At 65.6% G+C, this 19,216-nt stretch carries 14 protein-coding genes; 2 read left to right on the forward strand and 12 right to left on the reverse strand.

The features are described from left to right. Positions 1–184 precede the first annotated feature (184 nt). The 11 genes from HWW87_RS21580 to HWW87_RS21630 all read right to left on the reverse strand — a co-directional run bounded on the left by HWW87_RS21580 (position 185) and on the right by HWW87_RS21630 (position 14,506). A complete protein-coding gene (locus tag HWW87_RS21580; protein ID WP_175822049.1) occupies positions 185–1,840 on the reverse strand; it encodes an APC family permease in 1,656 nt (551 codons plus the stop codon). 225 nt (positions 1,841–2,065) lie between these two features. After that, on the reverse strand, positions 2,066–2,929 hold the full coding sequence (locus HWW87_RS21585; protein ID WP_175822050.1) for a glycine betaine ABC transporter substrate-binding protein: 864 nt from the start codon (positions 2,927–2,929) through the stop codon (positions 2,066–2,068). 134 nt (positions 2,930–3,063) lie between these two features. Continuing rightward, a complete protein-coding gene (locus HWW87_RS21590; protein WP_175822051.1) occupies positions 3,064–4,212 on the reverse strand; it encodes a hybrid-cluster NAD(P)-dependent oxidoreductase in 1,149 nt (382 codons plus the stop codon). 29 nt (positions 4,213–4,241) lie between these two features. Continuing rightward, positions 4,242–5,483: an aromatic ring-hydroxylating dioxygenase subunit alpha gene (locus HWW87_RS21595; RefSeq protein WP_175822052.1), complete on the reverse strand. Its 1,242-nt coding sequence runs from the start codon at positions 5,481–5,483 to the stop codon at positions 4,242–4,244. Positions 5,484–5,535: 52 nt separating this feature from the next. Further along, positions 5,536–6,321 carry an electron transfer flavoprotein subunit beta/FixA family protein gene (locus tag HWW87_RS21600; protein ID WP_175822053.1) on the reverse strand — a complete coding sequence of 262 codons (786 nt, stop codon included), beginning with the start codon at positions 6,319–6,321 and terminating at the stop codon, positions 5,536–5,538. Further along, the gene (locus HWW87_RS21605; protein WP_175822054.1) at positions 6,318–7,484 is read right to left on the reverse strand and encodes an electron transfer flavoprotein subunit alpha/FixB family protein; all 1,167 of its coding nucleotides are present in this window, start codon (positions 7,482–7,484) and stop codon (positions 6,318–6,320) included. Before HWW87_RS21605 ends, HWW87_RS21600 begins: the two co-directional genes overlap by 4 nt. Positions 7,485–7,488: 4 nt before the next feature. Then, positions 7,489–9,414 (reverse strand): (Fe-S)-binding protein, encoded by a 1,926-nt coding sequence (locus HWW87_RS21610; protein WP_175822055.1) that lies wholly within the window; start codon positions 9,412–9,414, stop codon positions 7,489–7,491. 3 nt (positions 9,415–9,417) lie between these two features. Next, a complete protein-coding gene (locus HWW87_RS21615) occupies positions 9,418–11,481 on the reverse strand; it encodes an NADH:flavin oxidoreductase (protein ID WP_175822056.1) in 2,064 nt (687 codons plus the stop codon). Between the two features lie 68 nt (positions 11,482–11,549). After that, complete coding sequence (locus tag HWW87_RS21620) at positions 11,550–12,083, reverse strand: DUF5943 domain-containing protein (protein ID WP_175822057.1); 534 nt, start codon at positions 12,081–12,083, stop codon at positions 11,550–11,552. Positions 12,084–12,221: 138 nt separating this feature from the next. Then, a complete protein-coding gene (locus HWW87_RS21625) occupies positions 12,222–13,193 on the reverse strand; it encodes a dipeptidase (protein ID WP_175689779.1) in 972 nt (323 codons plus the stop codon). A gap of 38 nt (positions 13,194–13,231) precedes the next feature. Further along, positions 13,232–14,506, reverse strand: a complete 1,275-nt coding sequence (locus tag HWW87_RS21630; protein ID WP_175822058.1) for a serine hydroxymethyltransferase — start codon at positions 14,504–14,506, stop codon at positions 13,232–13,234. A 354-nt stretch (positions 14,507–14,860) separates the two neighbouring features. Between HWW87_RS21630 and HWW87_RS21635 the strand changes: the two genes are divergently transcribed. Then, positions 14,861–15,976 carry a GlxA family transcriptional regulator gene (locus HWW87_RS21635; protein WP_175822059.1) on the forward strand — a complete coding sequence of 372 codons (1,116 nt, stop codon included), beginning with the start codon at positions 14,861–14,863 and terminating at the stop codon, positions 15,974–15,976. Positions 15,977–16,033: 57 nt separating this feature from the next. Here HWW87_RS21635 and HWW87_RS21640 read toward each other — a convergent pair whose 3' ends face one another. Then, on the reverse strand, positions 16,034–17,446 hold the full coding sequence (locus tag HWW87_RS21640; protein ID WP_175822060.1) for a discoidin domain-containing protein: 1,413 nt from the start codon (positions 17,444–17,446) through the stop codon (positions 16,034–16,036). Positions 17,447–17,712: 266 nt separating this feature from the next. Between HWW87_RS21640 and HWW87_RS21645 the strand changes: the two genes are divergently transcribed. Next, positions 17,713–19,134, forward strand: coding sequence for a PLP-dependent aminotransferase family protein (locus HWW87_RS21645; protein WP_175822061.1), 1,422 nt, complete (start codon positions 17,713–17,715; stop codon positions 19,132–19,134). Positions 19,135–19,216: the final 82 nt, after the last annotated feature.

Consider the following 19,216-nt stretch of genomic DNA (forward strand, 5'->3'; position numbering starts at 1 on the left):
TCAAGTGTCCTTGATCGCGTAGTTGCTGCGCCGTACACGCCGGCAATAGCGCCGGCCATGAACGACGAAAGCCCGACCGGTTGCAAGCCGGTCGGGCTTCGTTGCTTCGTTGCTTGCCGCGCGATCGATCGCGACGCCCGTGTGCGGTTTCCGGGCGGCGCGCACCGTTACCCGGCCTCGCGCGTCACTTCCCCCACGCGAAGTAATACGACAACCAGATCGTCAACCCCGCCCCGATCAGCGCCGCATACGGCATCAAGTTCAGCCACGGCGCGCGCTTCGGTACTTCCAGCTCCATGTCGCGCTGCATCTGCTCGGGGAAGCGGCCGCGATCCTGCCAGTAGTGGCGGAACAGGAACACCGGCACGATCAGCAGCATCGCGATCAGCCCGTTGCGCAGCGTGCCTTCGCCCTGCAGGTTCGCGCCCGCGCCGACGTAGACGAGGTTCGCATAGCCGCAGATCGCGCCGCCGACGAGCAGCCAGGTCGGGCAGCGGAACGGCCGATCCCAGTTGCCGCGATCCATCCGGTGGATCCAGCCCGACTGAAGATTCAGGAATACGAACAGCATGTAGCAGACGTTCGAGATCGACAGCACCGTCATGTAGTCCGACATCATCAGCAACACGAGGTTGAAGCCGAGATCGGTCCACATCGCGCGGGTGGGCGAGCCGTGCTCGTTCACGTGCGACAGGTACTTCGGCAGCCAGCCGTCGACCGATGCCTGGTACAGCGTGCGCGACGAACCCATCATCGACGTCATCACGATCAGCAGGATCGACAGCATCAGCATCACGACGACCGCATTCGCGACCCACGCGCCGCCGCCGACGATCTTCGCCATCGCGGCCGCGACGCCGGTGCCGTCGCCGATCGACGGATCGAGCATCGCCTGCGTGCCGAGCGCGCCCTGGAACGCCATCGGCACGAGCGTCATCACGACCAGACACAGCGCACCCGACCAGAAGATCGCCTTGGCGGTATCGCGCCGCGGATCGCGGAATTCGCGCGTATAGCAGACGGCCGTCTCGAAACCGTACGACGCCCAGCCGGCCATGAACATCGCGCCGAGCGCCATCGTCACGCCCTGCCCGTTCCACGAGCCGAAGGTCGCGGCCGTAAGGTTGCCCTGCGCGTCGTGACCGAGCGGCAGCAGCGGGAGCAGGTTCGACATCGGCACGTCGCCGGTGACGAACGGCACGATGCCGACGATCAACAGCGGCGTGAGCGATGCAATGCCGAGAATGCGCTGCGTACGTGCAGCCTTCGACGCACCGCTGTGCTGAAGCTTGAACGTGATGAGAAGCAGAATCGTCGCGATGATGAACGTCGCGTTGATTCGCAGGGAAAGACCCGGCTTGATGAACCCGAGATCCGCAATCTTGAGCTGCCAGTGCAGCACCGCCGCATTGGCGGGAAAGAGACTCGTGAGCGCATAGCTCGCCGCGAGGCCGCAGCCGAGCGCGAGCATCGGCGACCACGCAAGCCAGTTGCACCACACGGAAACCGGGGCAATCAGTTTGCTGTAACGCACCCAGCCGATCGCGCCATACACCGACGCGCCGCCCGATTTATGGGGAAATAGCCCGGATATTTCCGCATAAGTCGCGCTTTGAACCAGCCCCATCGTGATCGCGGCGATCCAGATCGCCCACGCGGGCTGGCCGATCGTCGCGCATACGCCGCCGATCGTAAACAGCACGCCTGCCGGCACGCCGCTCGTCACCCAAAAAGCGTCTTTCCAAGTGAGGCCACGATGCAGCGTGTGGCCCGTCGAATCATGTGAGATGGTTGCCTCAACATCACTGGTGCGATTAGCACGCAGTCCTGCCTGACTCATCCAATTCCTCCTCTCGATCAGTGTTAGCGCTTCAGCGCTTACTCTGTTCAGATGCAAAGCAGATGACTCCGCACAAGGGCGCTAGTGTAACAACTTACGCGCTTTTTTGCAGAATTCGCAAAACAATTCCGAGATATGGCCGCACGGAATCAGGATTATTTCGGATTCCTGCGTGCCATTCTCGGTGCATTTTTTTGTCGATTCGTATAACGTACTTTTCGGTGATTACTGGACGCCTTCAGTCCACGAATTCACACGATCCGAATGGGCCGCAATCCACGCGTCGGCGGCCGCTTCCGGCTTCGAACCGTTCTGGATCGCGAGCATCACGCTATCGATTTCACCCGGCTTCCACTGGAATTTCTTCAGGAACGCGACGACCGGCTTCGCCTTGGTTTCGAGCTGCGGATTCACGACGCTGTCGACGTGCTCGGCGCCGCCGAACACTTTCTTCGGATCTTCGAGGAAACGCAGCTTCCACTTCGCGAACATCCAGTGCGGCGCCCAGCCGGTCACGATGACCGGCTTGTTCGCACCGACGGAGCGGGACAGCTCGGCCGTCATCGCACTGCCCGAGCTCGGCATCAGCGTGTAGCTCAGCCCGTAGTTCTTGATCGCTTCGTCGGTCTTGCGCATCACGCCCGCACCGGCATCGATGCCGACGATCCGGCCGCCGAAGCTGCTCTTCTCGGCGTTCAGGTCCTCGATGCTCTTCGCCTTCACGTAATCGGGAACGATCAGGCCGATCTTCGCGTCGGGAAAGTTCGCGCCGACGTCGACGACCTTGCTCTTGTATTCGCTCCAGTACGAGCCGTGCGTGACGGGCAGCCACGCGGACAGCGTCGCATCGAGATCGCCGCGCGCGACGCCCTGCCACATGATCCCGGCAGCGACCGGCACGAGCTTCACCTCGTAGCCGAGCTTCTTCTCGATGACGCGGGCCGCGACGTTCGACGTCGCGACGCTGTCGTCCCAGCCTTCGACGTAGCCGATTTTCAGCGTCGGCTTCGTATCGGCGAGCGCCGATGCGCTCAATGCCACCATCGCCGACAGGGCGCCGGTCCAAAGCAGTTTTCCAAACAGTTTCATGGTCGATCTCCTGGGTCTGCGCACCGTGCGCGTTGTCTCTCTAGGTTCTTCAACCACAAATCCGCGGTATCGTTGTTTTCCGACGGATGCTTGTCCGGACGCGACGCGCCCGGACAGCCGATGGCGAGTTTCGACTACTTGTCGATCACGAGATCCGACAGCGGCTTGCTGCAGCACAGCAGCACCATCCCCTGATCGATCTCGCGCTGGCGGATGCCGCCGTTGTGTTTCATCTCGACCTGCCCCGACACGAGCTTCACCTTGCAGGTGCCGCACATGCCCTGCGTGCACGATGCCGGCAGCCGCACGCCCGACTGGCGCGCCGCGTCGAGCACGTGCTGCGCCGAGCCGCACGAGATCTCGCGGTTGCTCTTCGCGAAGCTGACCGTGTACTGCTTCGTCGCTGCGTCGCCGCTTTCGGCCGGTGGCGCAAGCTCGGCGAGCAGTTCGTCGCTCGCGGTCTGCGCGAGCGTCTCGAACGAGAAGCTTTCCTCGTGATACTGCTTGCGATCGAAACCGGCTTCGTCGAGCAGGTCGCGCACCGCCTTCATGTACGGCGCGGGGCCGCACGTGAAGATCTCGCGTTCCATGAAATCCGGTGCGATCAGCTTCAGCAGCGGCAGCGTCAGGAAGCCCGTGACGCCCGGCCAGTTGGTGCGTGCGCCGACGCGCTCGACGACGAACGACGTGCGGAAATTCGTATGGTTCGACGCGATCAGGTCAAGCTCGCGCGCGAAGATGATGTCGTCCGGCGTGCGTGCGCTGTGCACGAACAGGATGTCGCGATCTTCCGCGAGATCATGGTGTGCACGGCTCATCGACATCAGCGGCGTAACGCCCGAGCCGGCCGACAGGAACAGGTACTTGCGCGCCGGATGCCGTGCGCACGTGAATTCCCCGGCCGGGCCGAGCACGCGAATCGACGCGCCCGGCTGCAGGTTGTCGTGCAGCCAGTTCGACACCTTGCCGCCCGGCACACGCTTGACCGTGATCGAGATCGTGTGCGGCCGCGCCGGCGACGACGAGATCGTGTAGCACCGGTTGATCGTTTCGCCGTCGATGTCGAGCTCGAGCGTGATGAACTGCCCGGGCTCGAACGAGAACGTGCGGCCCTGCGGCGAACGGAAGAAGAAACTCTTCACGTCGTGGGTTTCCTGCCGCACGTGGCAGCACACCAGCGTTTCCTCGACGTCGCTCGTCCAGCGCTCGGGCAGCGCGTTCCAGAAGGCCGGGTGCGTCACCCGGCTGTCCACCGGCTCGAAATTGGCCGCATCTCGCATCATGTCTTGCTCCGCTTGTTCGCTGCTATGTCCTACGCGCCGGTTTTTTCGGCGAGCCGGCCGATGTACCAGGCCGAGAATTTTTCGACGAGACCTTCCGTGTACGGCGAATACGGGCCCGGCTCGTACGCGCTGCTGGTCGCGCCGCGCTGCGAGAATTCGACGAGCGCGCGATCCTGGTCGTTGGTCGCGTTCCATACGGCCGTGAGGTTCTTCACGTCGTAGTCGATGCCTTCCTTCGCGTCCTTGTGCACGAGCCACTTCGTACGCACGAGCGTCTTGCCGGCCGACAGCGGGATCACCGAGAACGTCACGATGTGATCGCTCATGAAGTGGTGCCACGAGTTCGGCTGCGTCCAGAACGACAGCCCGCCGAGGTCGGCCTTGTCGAAGCCGCCGAGCAGCTTCTTCGACGCGACCTTCGCGTCGAGCGTCTGCGATTCGCCGTGGCGGTCGAGCGGCAGGCGCTGCGTGCGGAAACCCGTCACGTCGGACAGCTTTTCGATTTCGGCGGACGGCAGGCCCATCTCGGCCCACTCCTTGCCGCGGCGGACGCAGGTTTCCGCGAACGCGTCCATGCCTTCGGCGTTCGCGTCGGAACGCTGGTAGCCGAAGCCGTATTCGTACAGCGAGATCGTCAGCTCCGGATGGTTCGCGACGCAGTGATAGCACTCGCGGTTGTTCTCCATCGTGAGCTTCCAGTTGCCTTCCTCGATGATGTCGATCTGCGCGGCGATCTTCGTGTTCGGCAGGTCGTGCGGCAGCAGGTACGGCTCCATCTCGGCGCGCATCTGCGCGAAATCGACCGGCGGCTCGTCCGCGAGGCAGATGAAGATCAGGCCCGCGAGGTTCTCGACGTGCACCGACTTCAGGCTGTGCTTGCAGCGGTCGAACTTCTCGCCCATGTGCTCGGCGAACATCAGCTGGCCCGTCAGGTTGTAGGTCCAGCTGTGGTACGGGCACACGATGTTGCCGACCGAGCCTTTATCTTCGTTGCACAGGCGCGCGCCGCGGTGACGGCACACGTTGTGGAACGCGCGGATCGCCATGTCGTCGTCGCGCACGATCAGGATCGAATCGCTGCCCAACTGCACGGTCACGTAATCGCCCGGCTCGGGAATGTCCGGTTCGATCGCCACCTGGATCCAGTGCTGGCGGAAAATCGCCTCCATGTCGAGCGCGAAGATGTCCTCGCTCGTGTAGAACGGTGCGTCGAGGCTGTGCCCTTCCTTGCGCCGCTCGATCAATGCACGAATGTCTGCCGATACTTTCATCGTTTGCTCCGGATTCCTTGCATCCCTGGGTTCTTGCCGACAGGCATCAAAATCAGTAGTCGATGAGCTGATGCTCGCGCAAATACGCGAGGATCACTTGTGCTTTTTCGACCGAACTCCCTTCATTTACGACGTTGCCGCCACGGCTTTCGGTCGTCGTCGCGGACAGCATCCGGGCATGCCCGGAGCGCTTCTCGGCGGCGACCAGTTTTACGGGTTTACGCTCGACCGGGCCGACCGTCCACGCGGCCGCGTCGGCGTCCGTGCCGGGCGCCGCGAGCGCCGGCCGGATCGCGCCGGCGCGCAGCCGCGCATACGCATAGCGCGGCTCCACACCGGCGAGCGGATGGACGGCGACGACGGCCGGCAGCGCCGCGTCGACACGCCGCCGCAGCCCTTTCGGCAAAAATTGCCGCACCGCCGCGCGGCCGCCGTCGACCGTCACGTCGACGGCCGAGCCGACGAGCGGATAACCGAGCGCCGCGGCGACGCGGTACGGCAGCATCCCGGTGTCGTATGCGCCCTCGGCGCGCGTACCGGTCAGCACGAGGTCGTAGCCGTCGAGACGCGCGGCGAGCGCGTGCACGGCATCGTCGTCGTCGCGGCAGGCCAGCACCTCGACCTCCCGCGCGCCGAGCGCGAGATACTCGGCAAGCGCCACATTCGCGGGGTCGCCTGCATGGATCACGTCGAGCGTCGCGCGATGCTTCTCGGCGAGCTGGCGGCCGGTTTCGAGCGCGGCCGCGTCGTTGCGGCTGTAGCGCGCGACGCCGCTGACCGGATGCCGGCCGACGGACACGAGCACCGCGATGCGTTGCAAGGGGCGAGGGGCGTTCATGCGGCGACTCCTTCGGGTTCACGGGTACCGACCGCGGCCGGCGATTCGCCGCGCGCGGCCCGCGCGGCCTGGACCTGTTCGATCAGCGCGGCGATCGTCGCCTGCGCGTCGCCGACCACGGTCAGGTTCGCGCGCTTCGCGATCGGCGCGCTGCCGTCGAGGTTCACCGCGATCACGTGGCGGCAGTCCTTGATCCCCTGCAGATGCTGCACCGCGCCCGAGATGCCGAACGCGATGTACACGCTCGCCTCGACCGTCTTGCCGGTCGCGCCGACCTGCTTGTCGCGCGTGAAGTGGCCGTTGTCGACCGCGACGCGGCTCGCGCCGATCGCCGCGCCGAACACGCCGGCCAGCCGCTCGAACGCGCCGATGTCGGACACGCCGTTGCCGGCCGACACGATGAAATCGGCTTCCTCCAACGCGACCTGAGCCGCGTCGATTTCGTCGAGACCGAGATCGCGGTACGGCTGCGCGGCGTCATGCGCCGGGCGGATGAAATCGGCGGCGACGCGTTCGCCCGCGCCGACGAACGGCAGCTTCGCTTCGACCGCGTTCTGCGCGAGCAGGATCACGTCGGGCAGCGCACGGGTCGCGAACGCACGCCCGGCCTGCGCATACGCGCCCACATGCTTCGCGTCGATCTCGACGACGTGAGTCGCGACGCTCGCGCCGGCGGCCGCCGCGTAACGCCGGCCGAGATCGCCGTCGCCCGTCGCGTTGTCGGGCACGAACACGTGCTTCGGTGCGAGCGCGGCCACGCAGGCCTGCAATGCTTGCAGTTCGCTTTCGGGATCGAACGCGCGGCGCTCGAAGCCGGCCAGCTCGAGCAGCTTGTCGACGCCGAGTTCGGCCACGTCGTCCTTCAGTTCGCCGAACGCGAGCAGCGCGACTTCGGTCTGCGCATCGGCGAGCACGGCGGCGGCGGCGATCGCCTGCCGCGAATGGTCGTCGAGCGCGCCGCGTTCGCTGTGCGCGACCACCAGCATCACGTGCTTCGGGTCTTGCAGCGCGCGGCGCGGCTTCGCGGCGGCGCCATGACCGTGCGCGGACCACTGCGCGGCGTTCGCATCGGCGCTGCCTTCCTCGCCGAGCGTGATGCGCTTCAGGCCGGCGGCCGTAATGATGAACGGCCGGCGCGGATCGATTCGTTTGATCGTATTCATCGATTCACTCCAGCGAGGCGGCGACGAGTTCGGCGACGTCGAGCACGTCGGGGCGCGGGCCCACGACGCCTTCGAGCATGGCCGTGCAGTTCGGGCACGCAACCGCGACCACGTCCGCACCGATCGTGCGTGCATCGGCGATGCGGATGTCCGGGATGCGCTGCTTGCCGGGGATGTCGGTCAGCGGCGCACCGCCGCCACCGCCGCAGCAGCGGCCGCGCATGCCGTTGCGCTCCATCTCGACGACCTGGATGCCGATCGTCTTCAGCAGCTTGCGCGGCGCTTCCGTCTCGCCGTTGTAGCGGCCGAGATAGCACGGATCGTGATAGGTCGTGCGCTTCTCCTGCAGCGCCTCGACCGCCTTCGGCACGATCTTGCCGCTGTCGGCCAGTTCGGCCAGATAGGTCGTGTGATGCTTGACCGTCACGCGCAGCCCGAGCGCACGGTATTCGTTGCGCAGGCTGTGCATCACGTGCGGGTCGGCCGTCACGATCTGCTTGTACGACAGCGAACCGAGCGTGCCGATCAGGCGCTTGGCCATCTGCTGGAACGTCGCTTCATCGCCGAGCCGGCGTGCGACGTCGCCGGTGTCGGTCTCGGTCCCGCCGAGCACCGCATAGTCGACACCCGCCTTGTTCAGCACCGTGACGAACGCGCGCAGCGTACGCTGGTAGCGCATGTCGAATGCGCCTTCACCCGCGACGAACAGCACGTCGACCGACTTGCCGGGTTGCGCGACGGGTGCACTCAGGTCCACCGACCAGTCGTAGCGCGCGGCCGTGTCGTAGCCGCCCATCGTGCCGGTCTCGCGCAGGTTCGCGAGCACTTCCTGGCCCTTGCCCGGCACCGTGCCGTGCACCAGCGTACGGTTACGGCGCATGTCGACGATCGCGTCGACGTGTTCGATCAGCATCGGGCATTCCTGCACGCACGCGCGGCAGGTGGTGCACGACCACAGCGTCTGTTCCTCGATCAGGCCCGACACGATCGGGCCGTTCGGCTCGCCGCGATGCTGGCCGACCGCGATACCCGGCGACGGGCTGCCCGCATACGCCGCATCGGTGCCGCCGGCCATCCCGACCACGAGATCCTGGATCAGCTTCTTCGGATTCAGCGGCTGGCCCGACGCGAACGCGGGGCACGCGGCTTCGCACTTGCCGCACTGCACGCAGGCGTCGAAGCTCAGCAGCTGGTTCCAGCGGAATTCGACCGGCTTCGCGACGCCGTACTCCTGATGCTCGATGTCCGGCAGCTTCAGCGCGGTCGGCGGCGTGGCCGTGCCGTTGCCGGTGAACGAGTCGCGCGTAGCCGCGAAACGCTCCTGACGCGGGTGGAACGCGAGATGCAGCAGGCCGGCGATCGCATGCTTCATCGGGCCGCCCTTCGCGGCGCCGACCGTCATCGTGAACGCGCCGATACCGATCAGCAGCGCGCAGAGCACCGCGAACGTACCCGACATCGCGCCGGTCGGCACCAGCATGAACAGCACGAGGCCGAGCGCGAACGAACCGAGCAACCAGGGCAGCGTATTCCACGGGCCTTTCGACAGGCGCGCCGGCACGTCCTTCGCCGCGCGTCGACGCCACACGAACACCGCGCCGACCAGCATCGCGAGCGCCGCGAGGAAGATCAGCTTGTCGAGCCACGGCGAGTAGATCGCGAGGCCGTAGTTGACGAACACCAGCGCGAGCGCGCCGATCGCGCCGCCGGCGGTCGCGACGTGGGTCTTCGCGATGTACGGATCGCGGGCCACCACGTGGTGCAGGTCGACGAAATAACGCTTCGGAATCGCGAACAGGTTCGCGACGCCGAACGAGCCGGGCGCCGTCGCACGGCCCAGACGCCAGTAGGACGAGCGCTTCGCGACCGCGAACGCGAGCCCCGCCACCGACAGCCACAACAGGGCGGTAATGAGGAAGGACGGGTTCATCTTTTAGAAATCCTTCACGAGACGCAGCGAGTCGTAGATGGCCCCATGGACGTTGTGCATCGAGATGCAGTCGCCGACACGGAACAGCAGGAAACGGCCGTTGCCGAGTTCTTCCGACAGGCACGGCTGCGGCTCGGCCGCGAACAGCGTGTGCGGATCGATCTGGCCGCGGTTCACCGATTCCGGCTTGAGCTTCCAGTACAGTTCGTCGTTCGGCGACGAACCGTTCTCGATCACCACCTGGTCGACGGCGCGCTCTTCCAGTTCTTCCGTGTACTCGTTGCGCAGCACGGCGATCATCTTGCCGTTCTCTTCATAGACGCGATCGAGCATCGTGTTCGGCGTCGGGATCACGCCGAATGCGTACAGGCGGCGATAGAAGATCGGGAATGTCGTGCCGCCGCAGTCGTCGGCCACCTTCACGTCCGGCGTGACGACCTCGACCTTCGAGCCGCGGCTCGCCATGAAGTCGGCCACGCCCGCGCCCGCATGCGTGCTCACGCCGTCGAACAGCAGCACGTTCTGCTTCGGCTCGACCTTGCCGGTCAGGATGTCCCATGAGCTGACGGCGAGGCCTTCGGCCACGCCCCACGCCGGCACCTGCCATGTGAAGCTCGAGCCGCCCGTCGCGAGCACGACGATGTCCGGCTTCTCGGCCATGATCATCTTCTCGTCAGCGGCCACGCCGAGACGCCGGTCGACGCCCAGACGCTTCGTTTCCATGTCGAACCAGCGGATGATCCCCGACATCTGCTCGCGCTGCGGCGCCTTCGCGGCGATCATCACCTGGCCGCCCACTTCCGCGTTCTTCTCGAACAGCACGACGTCGTGGCCGCGCAGCTTCGCGACACGCGCGGCCTCGAGGCCCGCCGGGCCCGCGCCGACCACCACGACCTTGCGCTTCGGGCCGCGCGACTTCTCGATGATGTGCGGCATCGTCGCTTCGCGCGACGTCGCCGCGTTCTGGATGCACAGCACGTCGAGGCCGTTGTACTGGCGGTCGATGCAGTAGTTCGCGCCGACGCACTGCTTGATTTCGTCCTCGCGGCCGTCGCGGATCTTGATCACCATGTGCGGATCGGCGATCTGCGCGCGCGTCATGCCGACCAGGTCGATCATGCCGTTCGCGAGCAGGCGCTCGGCCTGGCCCGCATCGCGGATGCTCTGCGCGTGCATCACCGGAATCTTCACGACCGACTTGATGCCGGCCGCGAGGTGCACGAACGGCTCCGGCGGCAACGCCATCGGCGGCATGCAGTTGGCGATCGTGTTGTGCGTATCGCCACCCGAGCCGACCACGCTCAGGTAGTCGATCAGGCCCGTTTCCGACATCGCCTGCGCGATTTCCTTCAGTGCCTCATGGTCGAGGCCGTCCTCGTGGAATTCGTCGCCGCACATGCGCAGGCCGACGCAGAAATCCTTGCCGACCGCCTCGCGCACGGCCGTCAGCACTTCGATGCCGAAGCGCAGGCGGTTTTCCAGGCTGCCGCCCCACTCGTCGGTGCGATGGTTCGAACGCTTGCTCCAGAACTGGTCGATCAGGTGCTGGTGCGCGGCGGAGATTTCGATGCCGTCCATGCCGGCCGCCTTCACGCGCTTCGCCGCCGCCGCGAAATCGCTGATGATGCGGCGGATTTCCTCGATCTCGATGATCTTCGCGTTGCCGCGGTGCACCGGTTCGCGCACGCCCGACGGCGACATCAGGTGCGGCCAGTGCTCGCCGTGGAACGACGAGCGGCGGCCCATGTGCGTCGCCTGGATCATGATCTTCGCGCCGTGCTTGTGCATCGTGTCGGCCAGGCGCGTGAGCGGATCGATGATCTTGTCGGTCGACAGGTTCACCGATTTCCACCAGCCTTGCGGGCTGTCGATCGACACGGGGCTCGAGCCGCCGCAGATGGCCAGGCCGACGCCACCCTTCGCCTTTTCTTCGTAGTAGCGGATATAGCGGTCGCCCGGCAGGCCGCCCGGCTCGGCATACACCTCCGCGTGCGCGGTGCTGACGATCCGGTTGCGCAGCGTCAGCTGGTTCAGCTGCATGGGTTTGAACAGGTGGGGATAACGCATCGCTGGCGACCTCTGGCGTTCGAATGTCTCGTGTTGCGGGTGTTGTTGTGCTTCAGTGAATCAATGCGTCAGTGCGCGATCGGCGACACTTCGAAGACGCAGTGGTCGTGATGCTCGGCCGCACACTGCACTTCCTTCGATTGCGCGCGCGGCGCGTTCTTGCCTTCCGGCGTCGTGTCGTTGACCCAGTCCATCGCGCCCGCGAACCAGCCCGCGAACATGTAGCAGAGCTTGCCTTCCTTGCCCGGCTGCTGGAGCACGAACGACGAGTGGCGCAGCTCGATCTTCGCGCGCGCGCTCGCCGGATCGGCCTCGATGATCGAGAACAGGCCCCAGCCGCGTTGCGACAGGCGATTCAGGTAGTGCTCGAACACGGCCATGCCGGTGATGCCGTGCTGCTTTGCTTCCTTGTCGCACCAGTGGTAGGCGGACTTGTAGCCGGCCTTGTAGAGGATCTCGGCATACGCCTCGACGCCGAGCGCTTCCTCGACGGCGACGTGGTTGTTCGTGAAGAAGTGGCGCGGCACGTACAGCATCGGCAGCGCGTCGGTGGTCCAGACGCCGGTATCGGGATCGACGTTGATCGGCAGTTGCGGTTGCATCGTGGTGACTCCGTGAGGAAAGTGGCCGCGCGGTTCAGTGCGCAGGCGCGACATCGTCCGCGTGCCCGCGCTGCTTGCGCGGGCACGTCCCGATTTTTTTATGTTTAAACGAAGGGTGCGATTCGGCTCGGCGGGCGCTTACGCGCCCCACACGTCCTTGAACACGCGCACCCAGTTCTCGCCCATGATCTTGCGGATGCGCGACTCCTTCCAGCCGTGGCGTTCCATCGCGGCGGTCAGGTTCGGGAATTCGCCGATCGTGCGGATGCCGTCCGGGTTGATCACCTTGCCGAAGTTCGTCAGCTGGCGATAGCGGCCCTTGTCATGCGTTAGCATGTCGAAGAATTCCTTCGCGAAATCCTGCGTGAAATCCGTGCCGATGCCGACCGCGTCTTCGCCGATCAGGTTCACGACGTAGTCGATCGCCTCGATGTAGTCGTCGATGTTCGCTTCGATGCCGCGCTTCAGGAACGGCGCGAACATCGTCACGCCGACGAAGCCGCCCGCATCGGCGATCTCCTTCAGCTGCGCGTCGCTCTTGTTGCGCGGATGTTCCTTCAGGCCGGACGGCAGGCAATGCGAGTAGCACACCGGCTTCTTCGAGAACGCGATCGCTTCCGACGACGTGTTGCCGCCCACATGCGACAGGTCGACCATGATGCCGACGCGGTTCATCTCCGTGATCACTTCGCGGCCGAAGTCCGACAGCCCGCCGTCGCGCTCGTAGCAGCCGGTGCCGACCAGGTTCTGCGTGTTGTAGCAAAGCTGCACGACGCGCACGCCCATGTCGGCGAACGCCTCGATGTAGCCGAGGTTGTCCTCGAACGCATGCGCGTTCTGGAAGCCGAGGATGATCCCGGTCTTGCCTTCCTTCTTCGCGCGGAAGATGTCGTCCGTCGTGCGCACGAGCGTCAGCAGCTCGCCGTTGTCGCGGATCTTCTTCTTCATCACGCCGATGTTGTCGACGGTCTTGGCGAAGTTCTCCCACACCGACACCGTGCAGTTCGCGGCCGTGATGCCGCCCTTGCGCATGTCCTCGAACACCGGCTTCTCGAACTTCGAAATGTTCAGTCCGTCGATGATGATGCTGTCCTGATGCAGCGTGCTCATATCTGCTCTCGCTCGTGTGACTGTTCTGGTGGGGTCGATCAGTAGATCGGGAAGCGCTCGCAGAGCGCGAAGATCTCGCGGCGCACGCGCTGTTCGGTTGCCGGGTCGCCTTCCGGGTTCGCACGCAGCGCGTCGAACACTTCGAGGATCAGGCGGCCGACTTCGCGGAACTCCGCGACGCCGAAGCCGCGCGTCGTGCCGGCCGGCGTGCCGAGACGAATGCCCGACGTGACGGTCGGCTTCTCGGTGTCGAACGGGATGCCGTTCTTGTTGCAGGTGATGCCCGCGCGTTCCAGCGCCTGCTCGACCGGCGCGCCCTTCAGGCCCTTCGGGCGCAGGTCGACCAGCAGCAGGTGGTTATCGGTGCCGCCCGTGACGAGATCGACGCCGCCGGCCTTCAGCACTTCGCCGAGCGCCTGCGCGTTCGCGAGCACGTTGTCGATGTAGGTCTTGAAGTCCGCATGCAGCACTTCGCCGAACGCGACGGCCTTGCCGGCGATCACGTGCATCAGCGGGCCGCCCTGCAGGCCCGGGAACACGGCCGAGTTGATCTTCTTCGCGATGTCTTCGTCGTTGGTCAGCACGAAGCCGCCGCGCGGGCCGCGCAGCGTCTTGTGCGTGGTCGACGTGACGACGTGCGCGTGCTCGACCGGGTTCGCGTGGCGGCCCGCGGCGATCACGCCCGCGATGTGCGCCATGTCGACCATCAGCTTCGCGCCGACGCTGTCGGCGATCGCGCGAAAGCGTGCGAAATCGAGCGCGCGCGGGTACGCCGAGAAGCCGGCGATGATGAGGTTCGGCTTGTGCTCGTGGGCGAGCGCCTCGACCTGGTCGTAATCGATCCGCAGCGTGTCGCGGTTCACGCCGTACTGGACCGCGTTGAACCACTTGCCCGACAGCGCCGGCTTCGCGCCGTGCGTCAGGTGGCCGCCCGCGTCGAGCGACATGCCGAGCACCGTGTCGCCCGGCTTCGCCAGCGCGAGCATCACCGAGCCGTTCGCCTGCGCGCCCGAGTGCGGCTGCACGTTCGCATAGCCGGCGTTGAAGATCTGCTTCACGCGTTCGATCGCGAGCGCCTCGACTTCATCGGCGAATTCGCAGCCGCCGTAGTAGCGCTTGCCGGGATAGCCTTCCGCGTACTTGTTGGTCAGTACCGAGCCCTGCGCCTCGAGCACGGCGCGCGACACGATGTTTTCCGACGCGATCAGCTCGACCTGCGACTGCTGACGCTCGAGTTCCTTCAGGATGGCGCTGCGCACCGGCGCGTCGCGCTCGGCAAGGGGCTGCGAGAAGAAAGGCTGGGTGTTCGACATAGTGCGTCCGTGACGAAGAAGAAAGGGCTGCAACCGAAGCTCAAGGCCCACCGTGCCTGGTTTCCCGCTCGTCCAGTGCAAGGCTGCCGACGGCTCTATTCTTGTCGTTCGGATTTTCGGCGGATTGATGAATTTAGACGCGTTCTTTGCCTTTTCCGCCATGCACGTCCGTTTTATACAAGTGACCGGTCGTGCTTTTCGGGATGACCGACCGAAACGGTGTCGATGGTTCACCTATGGACACGCACACCGGCAGTGCGTTTGCCGCACGTTCGAGTGCGGCCTCTCCCGGATACGGTGCAGTGCAGCAACGACCTGATGCCCAGACAACGTATGGAGCTAGGGTTTAGCCGTATGGCACGCTTGTTGCACTCGCTCACACAATACCGCAGCCCGATTCGTGCCCCGGGCCAAAAGCTATTAGAGATTCAAGGAACGCTCCCCATGTCGCCCGACCGCACAGCGTCGCTGTCCCACTTCGCGTTCATGCCTTTACCGAACTTCACGATGATCGCGTTCACCAATGCGATCGAGGTGCTTCGGATGGCGAACTACCTGAGCGGCCAGCCGCTCTACCGCTGGTCGGTGATCAGCCCGGACGGCGGCCCGGTCACGGCGAGCAACGGCCTCACGGTCGACACGGGGCCGGCCGAATGCGTGGGGCAGCCGGATATCGTGTTCGTGTGCGGCGGCATCGACGTGCAGCGCGCGACCACGCCCGCCCATCTGTCGACACTGCGCCGCTTCGCGCGCATGGGGCTGCCGCTCGGCAGCCTGTGCACGGGCACCTATGCACTCGCGAAGTCGGGGCTGCTCGCGGGCTACGCGTGCGCGATCCACTGGGAGAACATGTCGGCGCTGAAGGAAGAGTTTCCTGACACGCGTTTCCTGAAGGAACTGTTCGTGATCGACCGCGACCGCATCACGTGCACCGGCGGCGTCGCGCCGCTCGACATGATGCTGAACCTGATCGCCGCGCGCGTCGGCACCGCGCGCGTCACGCAAATCGCCGAGCAGTTCATCGTCGAACACGTGCGCGACACGAGCGCGCAGCAGCGCATGCCGCTCGTCGCACGCCTCGGCTCGGCGAACAAGTCGCTGTTCGAAGTGATCTCGCTGATGGAGAACAACATCGAGGAGCCGCTGTCGCGCGAGGAACTCGCGCGGCTCGCGAACATGTCGCAGCGGCAGTTGCAGCGCCTCTTCCGCGAGCATCTCGGGATGACGCCGACGCACTACTACCTGACGCTGCGGCTGCGCCGTGCGCGCGAGCTTCTGCTGCAGACCGACATGTCGATCATGCACATCACGATGGCGTGCGGCTTCCAGTCGGCGTGCCACTTCAGCAAGAGCTATCGCGACGCGTTCGGCGTCGCGCCGACCCGCGAGCGCCGCAAGCAGGTTGCGCCGCTGGCGCAGGGGGCGGCGGCGGCCGGGCCGGCGTTTCCGGCGCATGTGCTGCATGCGTGAGGCGGCAGTACTTGAAGCAAAAAAAAGCGGCCTCGAAGGCCGCTTTTCTGTTTGCGCTTACGATCCCCACACCTGCATTTCATCGAGCGAATACCCCCACTGCGTCGCCCGCTTCGTGCCGACCATCCGCACGTAGCGGCCCTGCGCGTTGAGGTTCGGCAGCGTGACGTGGCCGTACGACACGCCGTTGCTCGTCGAGTAGACCGTCGTCCAGTTCGCGTTGTCGTTCGACGTCTGGATCTGATAAACGAGCGCGCCGGCGTCCCAGTACAGATCGACGCTGCTGATCTTCTTCACCACGCCGAGATCGACGGAGATCCACTGCGGATCGACGCCCGCGCCTTCCGGCGAATCCCAGCGCGTGCTCGTCGTGTTGCCGTCGAACGCCTTGTCGGCCGTCAGCGACGTGTTGTAGCTGGCCGATGCAGCGGCCGGACGCCCCTGTGACAGCAGCGTCGGCTGCGCGGCCGCCGGGCCGCCGTAGTAGTTCGCGCCGAGCTTCGCCTTCGTCGCGTCGGCATTCACGCCGAACTGCGACAGGCTCCAGCGCTGGCCGGTCGTTACGTTGCCGACGTAGAGCTGATAGCCGCCCGCCGTCGTCGACGAGAAAAACAGGTAATTCGTACCACTTACCGGTGCCGGGTCTGAGTTGTTGCTCATGCAGTCGTTGAGCGCCAGCGCGCTCGGCGTCGAGGCCGGGTCGGCCGTCTTCGCATAGATCTGGTCAGCCCCGCCGCTGTCCTTCCAGCGCGCGTAGTACACCATGCCGTCCGCACGCACGGTCGGATAGTACGTCTGCAGCCCGGCCGGACGATCGAACACGGCGGTCGCGCCGGTCGCGATCGTGCGCTTCATCAGCCCCATGTTCGAGCCGGTGCCGGTCGCGTAGTACACGGCGCTCGCGTCCGGCGCGAGGAACGGCATAGAGTATTCGGCGCCGGCCGGCGCGTTCGTCAGGCTCACGACCGACGTGAACGCCGGGCCCGCGCTCGTGTACGACAGCGTCGCCTGCTTGACGTCGCCGTTCTGCTTGAACACGAGCGTCTTGCCGTCCGTGCTGAACTTCGGGTCTTCGTTGCGGGTGGCGCCCGTGCTGTTCGTCATGTTGACGGGCGGCGTGCCGGCGCCGAGCTGCAGCATGAACACGTTCCATGCGCCGTTGCTGATGCCCATGAACGCGAGCCACTTGCCATCGGGGCTGAACACGCCGTTCATCGGATCGGTGATGCCCCACGCGCCCTTGCTGAGTTGCGTCAGCGTATGGGCCGAGAAATCGTAGAGGAACAACTGGCTCGTGCCGTCGCCGTACTTGACGTAGCTGTGATAGACGAGCTTGCCGGTCAGCGCGGCGGGGAACGTCGCGTTCGACTGGGCGGCGGGATTGTTGACGCAGGCTGCGACTGCCGCGCCGCTGAACAGGTTGAGGGCGATGCCGGCCACGAGGCCCGCGACCAGGGTCTTCAGTTTCACGCTGGATGCTTCCGGATAAGGTAAGGACGCCGCAGAAAAGGACTCGCGCGACACGCGCGGGCGTCACGGATTCGCGGTCGAGCAGCGTGAATTCCGTATCGGTCGGACAGCGGGAACAAAGCTTGCGAGAGGATGCCCGTTCGTCAGACGAAAGAACAGGATCAGAGCGCTCAAAAAACATGCGGATCAGCGATTTGGGGCGCGCTTGCACGTGACGGCTGCCGTACTACTCTTTGTCATCTAGGTCCAACGGCCGGAGGGTACGCATGAAGCGTTATGCGGCGCTGGCACAGACGATCGCCGACGCCATTCGACGCGGCGACCTGGCGCCCGGCGCGCGCATCCCCACGGTGCGTGCGGCATGCCGCGCGTATCGCGTGAGCCCGTCCACGGTGTTTCGTGCGTACTACGCGCTCGAAAGCGAGGGCCTGATCGTCGCGCGGGCACGCTCCGGTTATTTCGTTGCGAACCTCGCGGACAAGCACGTGCGCTTCGGCCGCGATCCGCCGCGCAAACCGGGCGCCGCGCAAACCGGCGACGACGATGCGCTGTTGCGTCTGCTCGACTCGCTCAAACGCGACGACATCGTGCCGCTCGGCTCGGCATTCGCGAGCTATTCGCTGTTCCCGATGAGCAGCCTGTGGCGCTACGTGGCATCGGCCGCCCGCAACATGGACCGCACGAAACTGCTGGACGGCTTGCCGCCCGGTAACGAAGCGCTGCGCCGCCAGATCGCGTTGCGCTACCTGAACGCGGGCGCGTCGCTGCCGCTTGAGGAAATCGTCATCACGACGGGGGCGACCGAAGCGCTGACGCTCAGCCTGCGGGTGCTGACGCGCCCGGGCGACATCGTCGCAATCGAACGGCCGGCATTCCACGCGGTGCTGCAGGCCGTCCAGTGCCTGCACCTGAAGGCCGTCGAGATTCCGGTCGACCCGCGCACGGGCCTCGACCTCGACGCGCTCGCCGAGGCGCTCGACACGCATCCGGTGCGCGCGTGCTGGTTCATGACGTCATTCCACAACCCGACCGGCGCGACGCTGACCGACGAGCGCAAGCGCGCGCTGATCGACCTGCTCGCGTCGCGCGGCGTGCCGCTGATCGAGGACGACGTGTATGGCGAACTGCAGTTCGGCACGGCCCCCACGCGCCCCGCGAAACTGTATGACGACACCGGGCTCGTCCTGCATTGCGGATCGTTCTCGAAATGTCTCGCGCCCGGGTTCCGGATCGGCTGGGTCGCGGCCGGCCGCTTCGTGCAGCAGATCCGCGAGGCCAAAGGTGCGAGCGCACCGGCCGCCGACGTACCCGCGCAGATGGCGATTTCGAGCTACCTGCGCGACGGCGCATACGATCGTTTCCTGCGCAAGCTGCGACGCAATCTCGCCGCGCACCAGGCGCAGATGCTCTCGGCCGTGCGTGCGTATTTTCCGGCCGACACCGAAGTGTTCGCGCCGCGCGGCGGGTATTTCCTGTGGATCGAACTGCCGCCGCACATGGATGCGATGCACCTGTTCGGCGATGCGATGGAGCACGGCGTCAGCATCGCGCCCGGGCCGATCTTCTCCGCGACCGGCGGCTTCCGCCGCTATTTGCGACTCAACTACGGGCGGCCATGGACACCGGCCGTCGAGCGTGCGCTGGAAACACTCGGCACGCTCGCGGCCCGACAGCGGCACGGCGGCTAGCGCGAAACATGCGGAACGCGACGCGCGACATGTACTTGCGTTTCGCGCGCGAACGACCAAAAATTAAGCGGCAGGCAGTTGC

Origin of the sequence: Burkholderia sp. BCC0419 (assembly GCF_902830285.1) — a bacterium.
GTDB lineage: Bacteria > Pseudomonadota > Gammaproteobacteria > Burkholderiales > Burkholderiaceae > Burkholderia.

Coding starts and splice junctions, on each gene's coding strand:
- HWW87_RS21580 (WP_175822049.1), bottom strand. CDS start 1,840: ATGAGTCAGGCAGGACTGCGTGCTAATCGCACCAGTGATGTTGAGGCA.
- HWW87_RS21645 (WP_175822061.1), top strand. CDS start 17,713: ATGAAGCGTTATGCGGCGCTGGCACAGACGATCGCCGACGCCATTCGA.
- HWW87_RS21600 (WP_175822053.1), bottom strand. CDS start 6,321: ATGAACGCCCCTCGCCCCTTGCAACGCATCGCGGTGCTCGTGTCCGTC.
- HWW87_RS21590 (WP_175822051.1), bottom strand. CDS start 4,212: ATGATGCGAGATGCGGCCAATTTCGAGCCGGTGGACAGCCGGGTGACG.
- HWW87_RS21620 (WP_175822057.1), bottom strand. CDS start 12,083: ATGCAACCGCAACTGCCGATCAACGTCGATCCCGATACCGGCGTCTGG.
- HWW87_RS21630 (WP_175822058.1), bottom strand. CDS start 14,506: ATGTCGAACACCCAGCCTTTCTTCTCGCAGCCCCTTGCCGAGCGCGAC.
- HWW87_RS21625 (WP_175689779.1), bottom strand. CDS start 13,193: ATGAGCACGCTGCATCAGGACAGCATCATCATCGACGGACTGAACATT.
- HWW87_RS21585 (WP_175822050.1), bottom strand. CDS start 2,929: ATGAAACTGTTTGGAAAACTGCTTTGGACCGGCGCCCTGTCGGCGATG.
- HWW87_RS21635 (WP_175822059.1), top strand. CDS start 14,861: ATGGCACGCTTGTTGCACTCGCTCACACAATACCGCAGCCCGATTCGT.
- HWW87_RS21605 (WP_175822054.1), bottom strand. CDS start 7,484: ATGAATACGATCAAACGAATCGATCCGCGCCGGCCGTTCATCATTACG.
- HWW87_RS21615 (WP_175822056.1), bottom strand. CDS start 11,481: ATGCGTTATCCCCACCTGTTCAAACCCATGCAGCTGAACCAGCTGACG.
- HWW87_RS21610 (WP_175822055.1), bottom strand. CDS start 9,414: ATGAACCCGTCCTTCCTCATTACCGCCCTGTTGTGGCTGTCGGTGGCG.
- HWW87_RS21595 (WP_175822052.1), bottom strand. CDS start 5,483: ATGAAAGTATCGGCAGACATTCGTGCATTGATCGAGCGGCGCAAGGAA.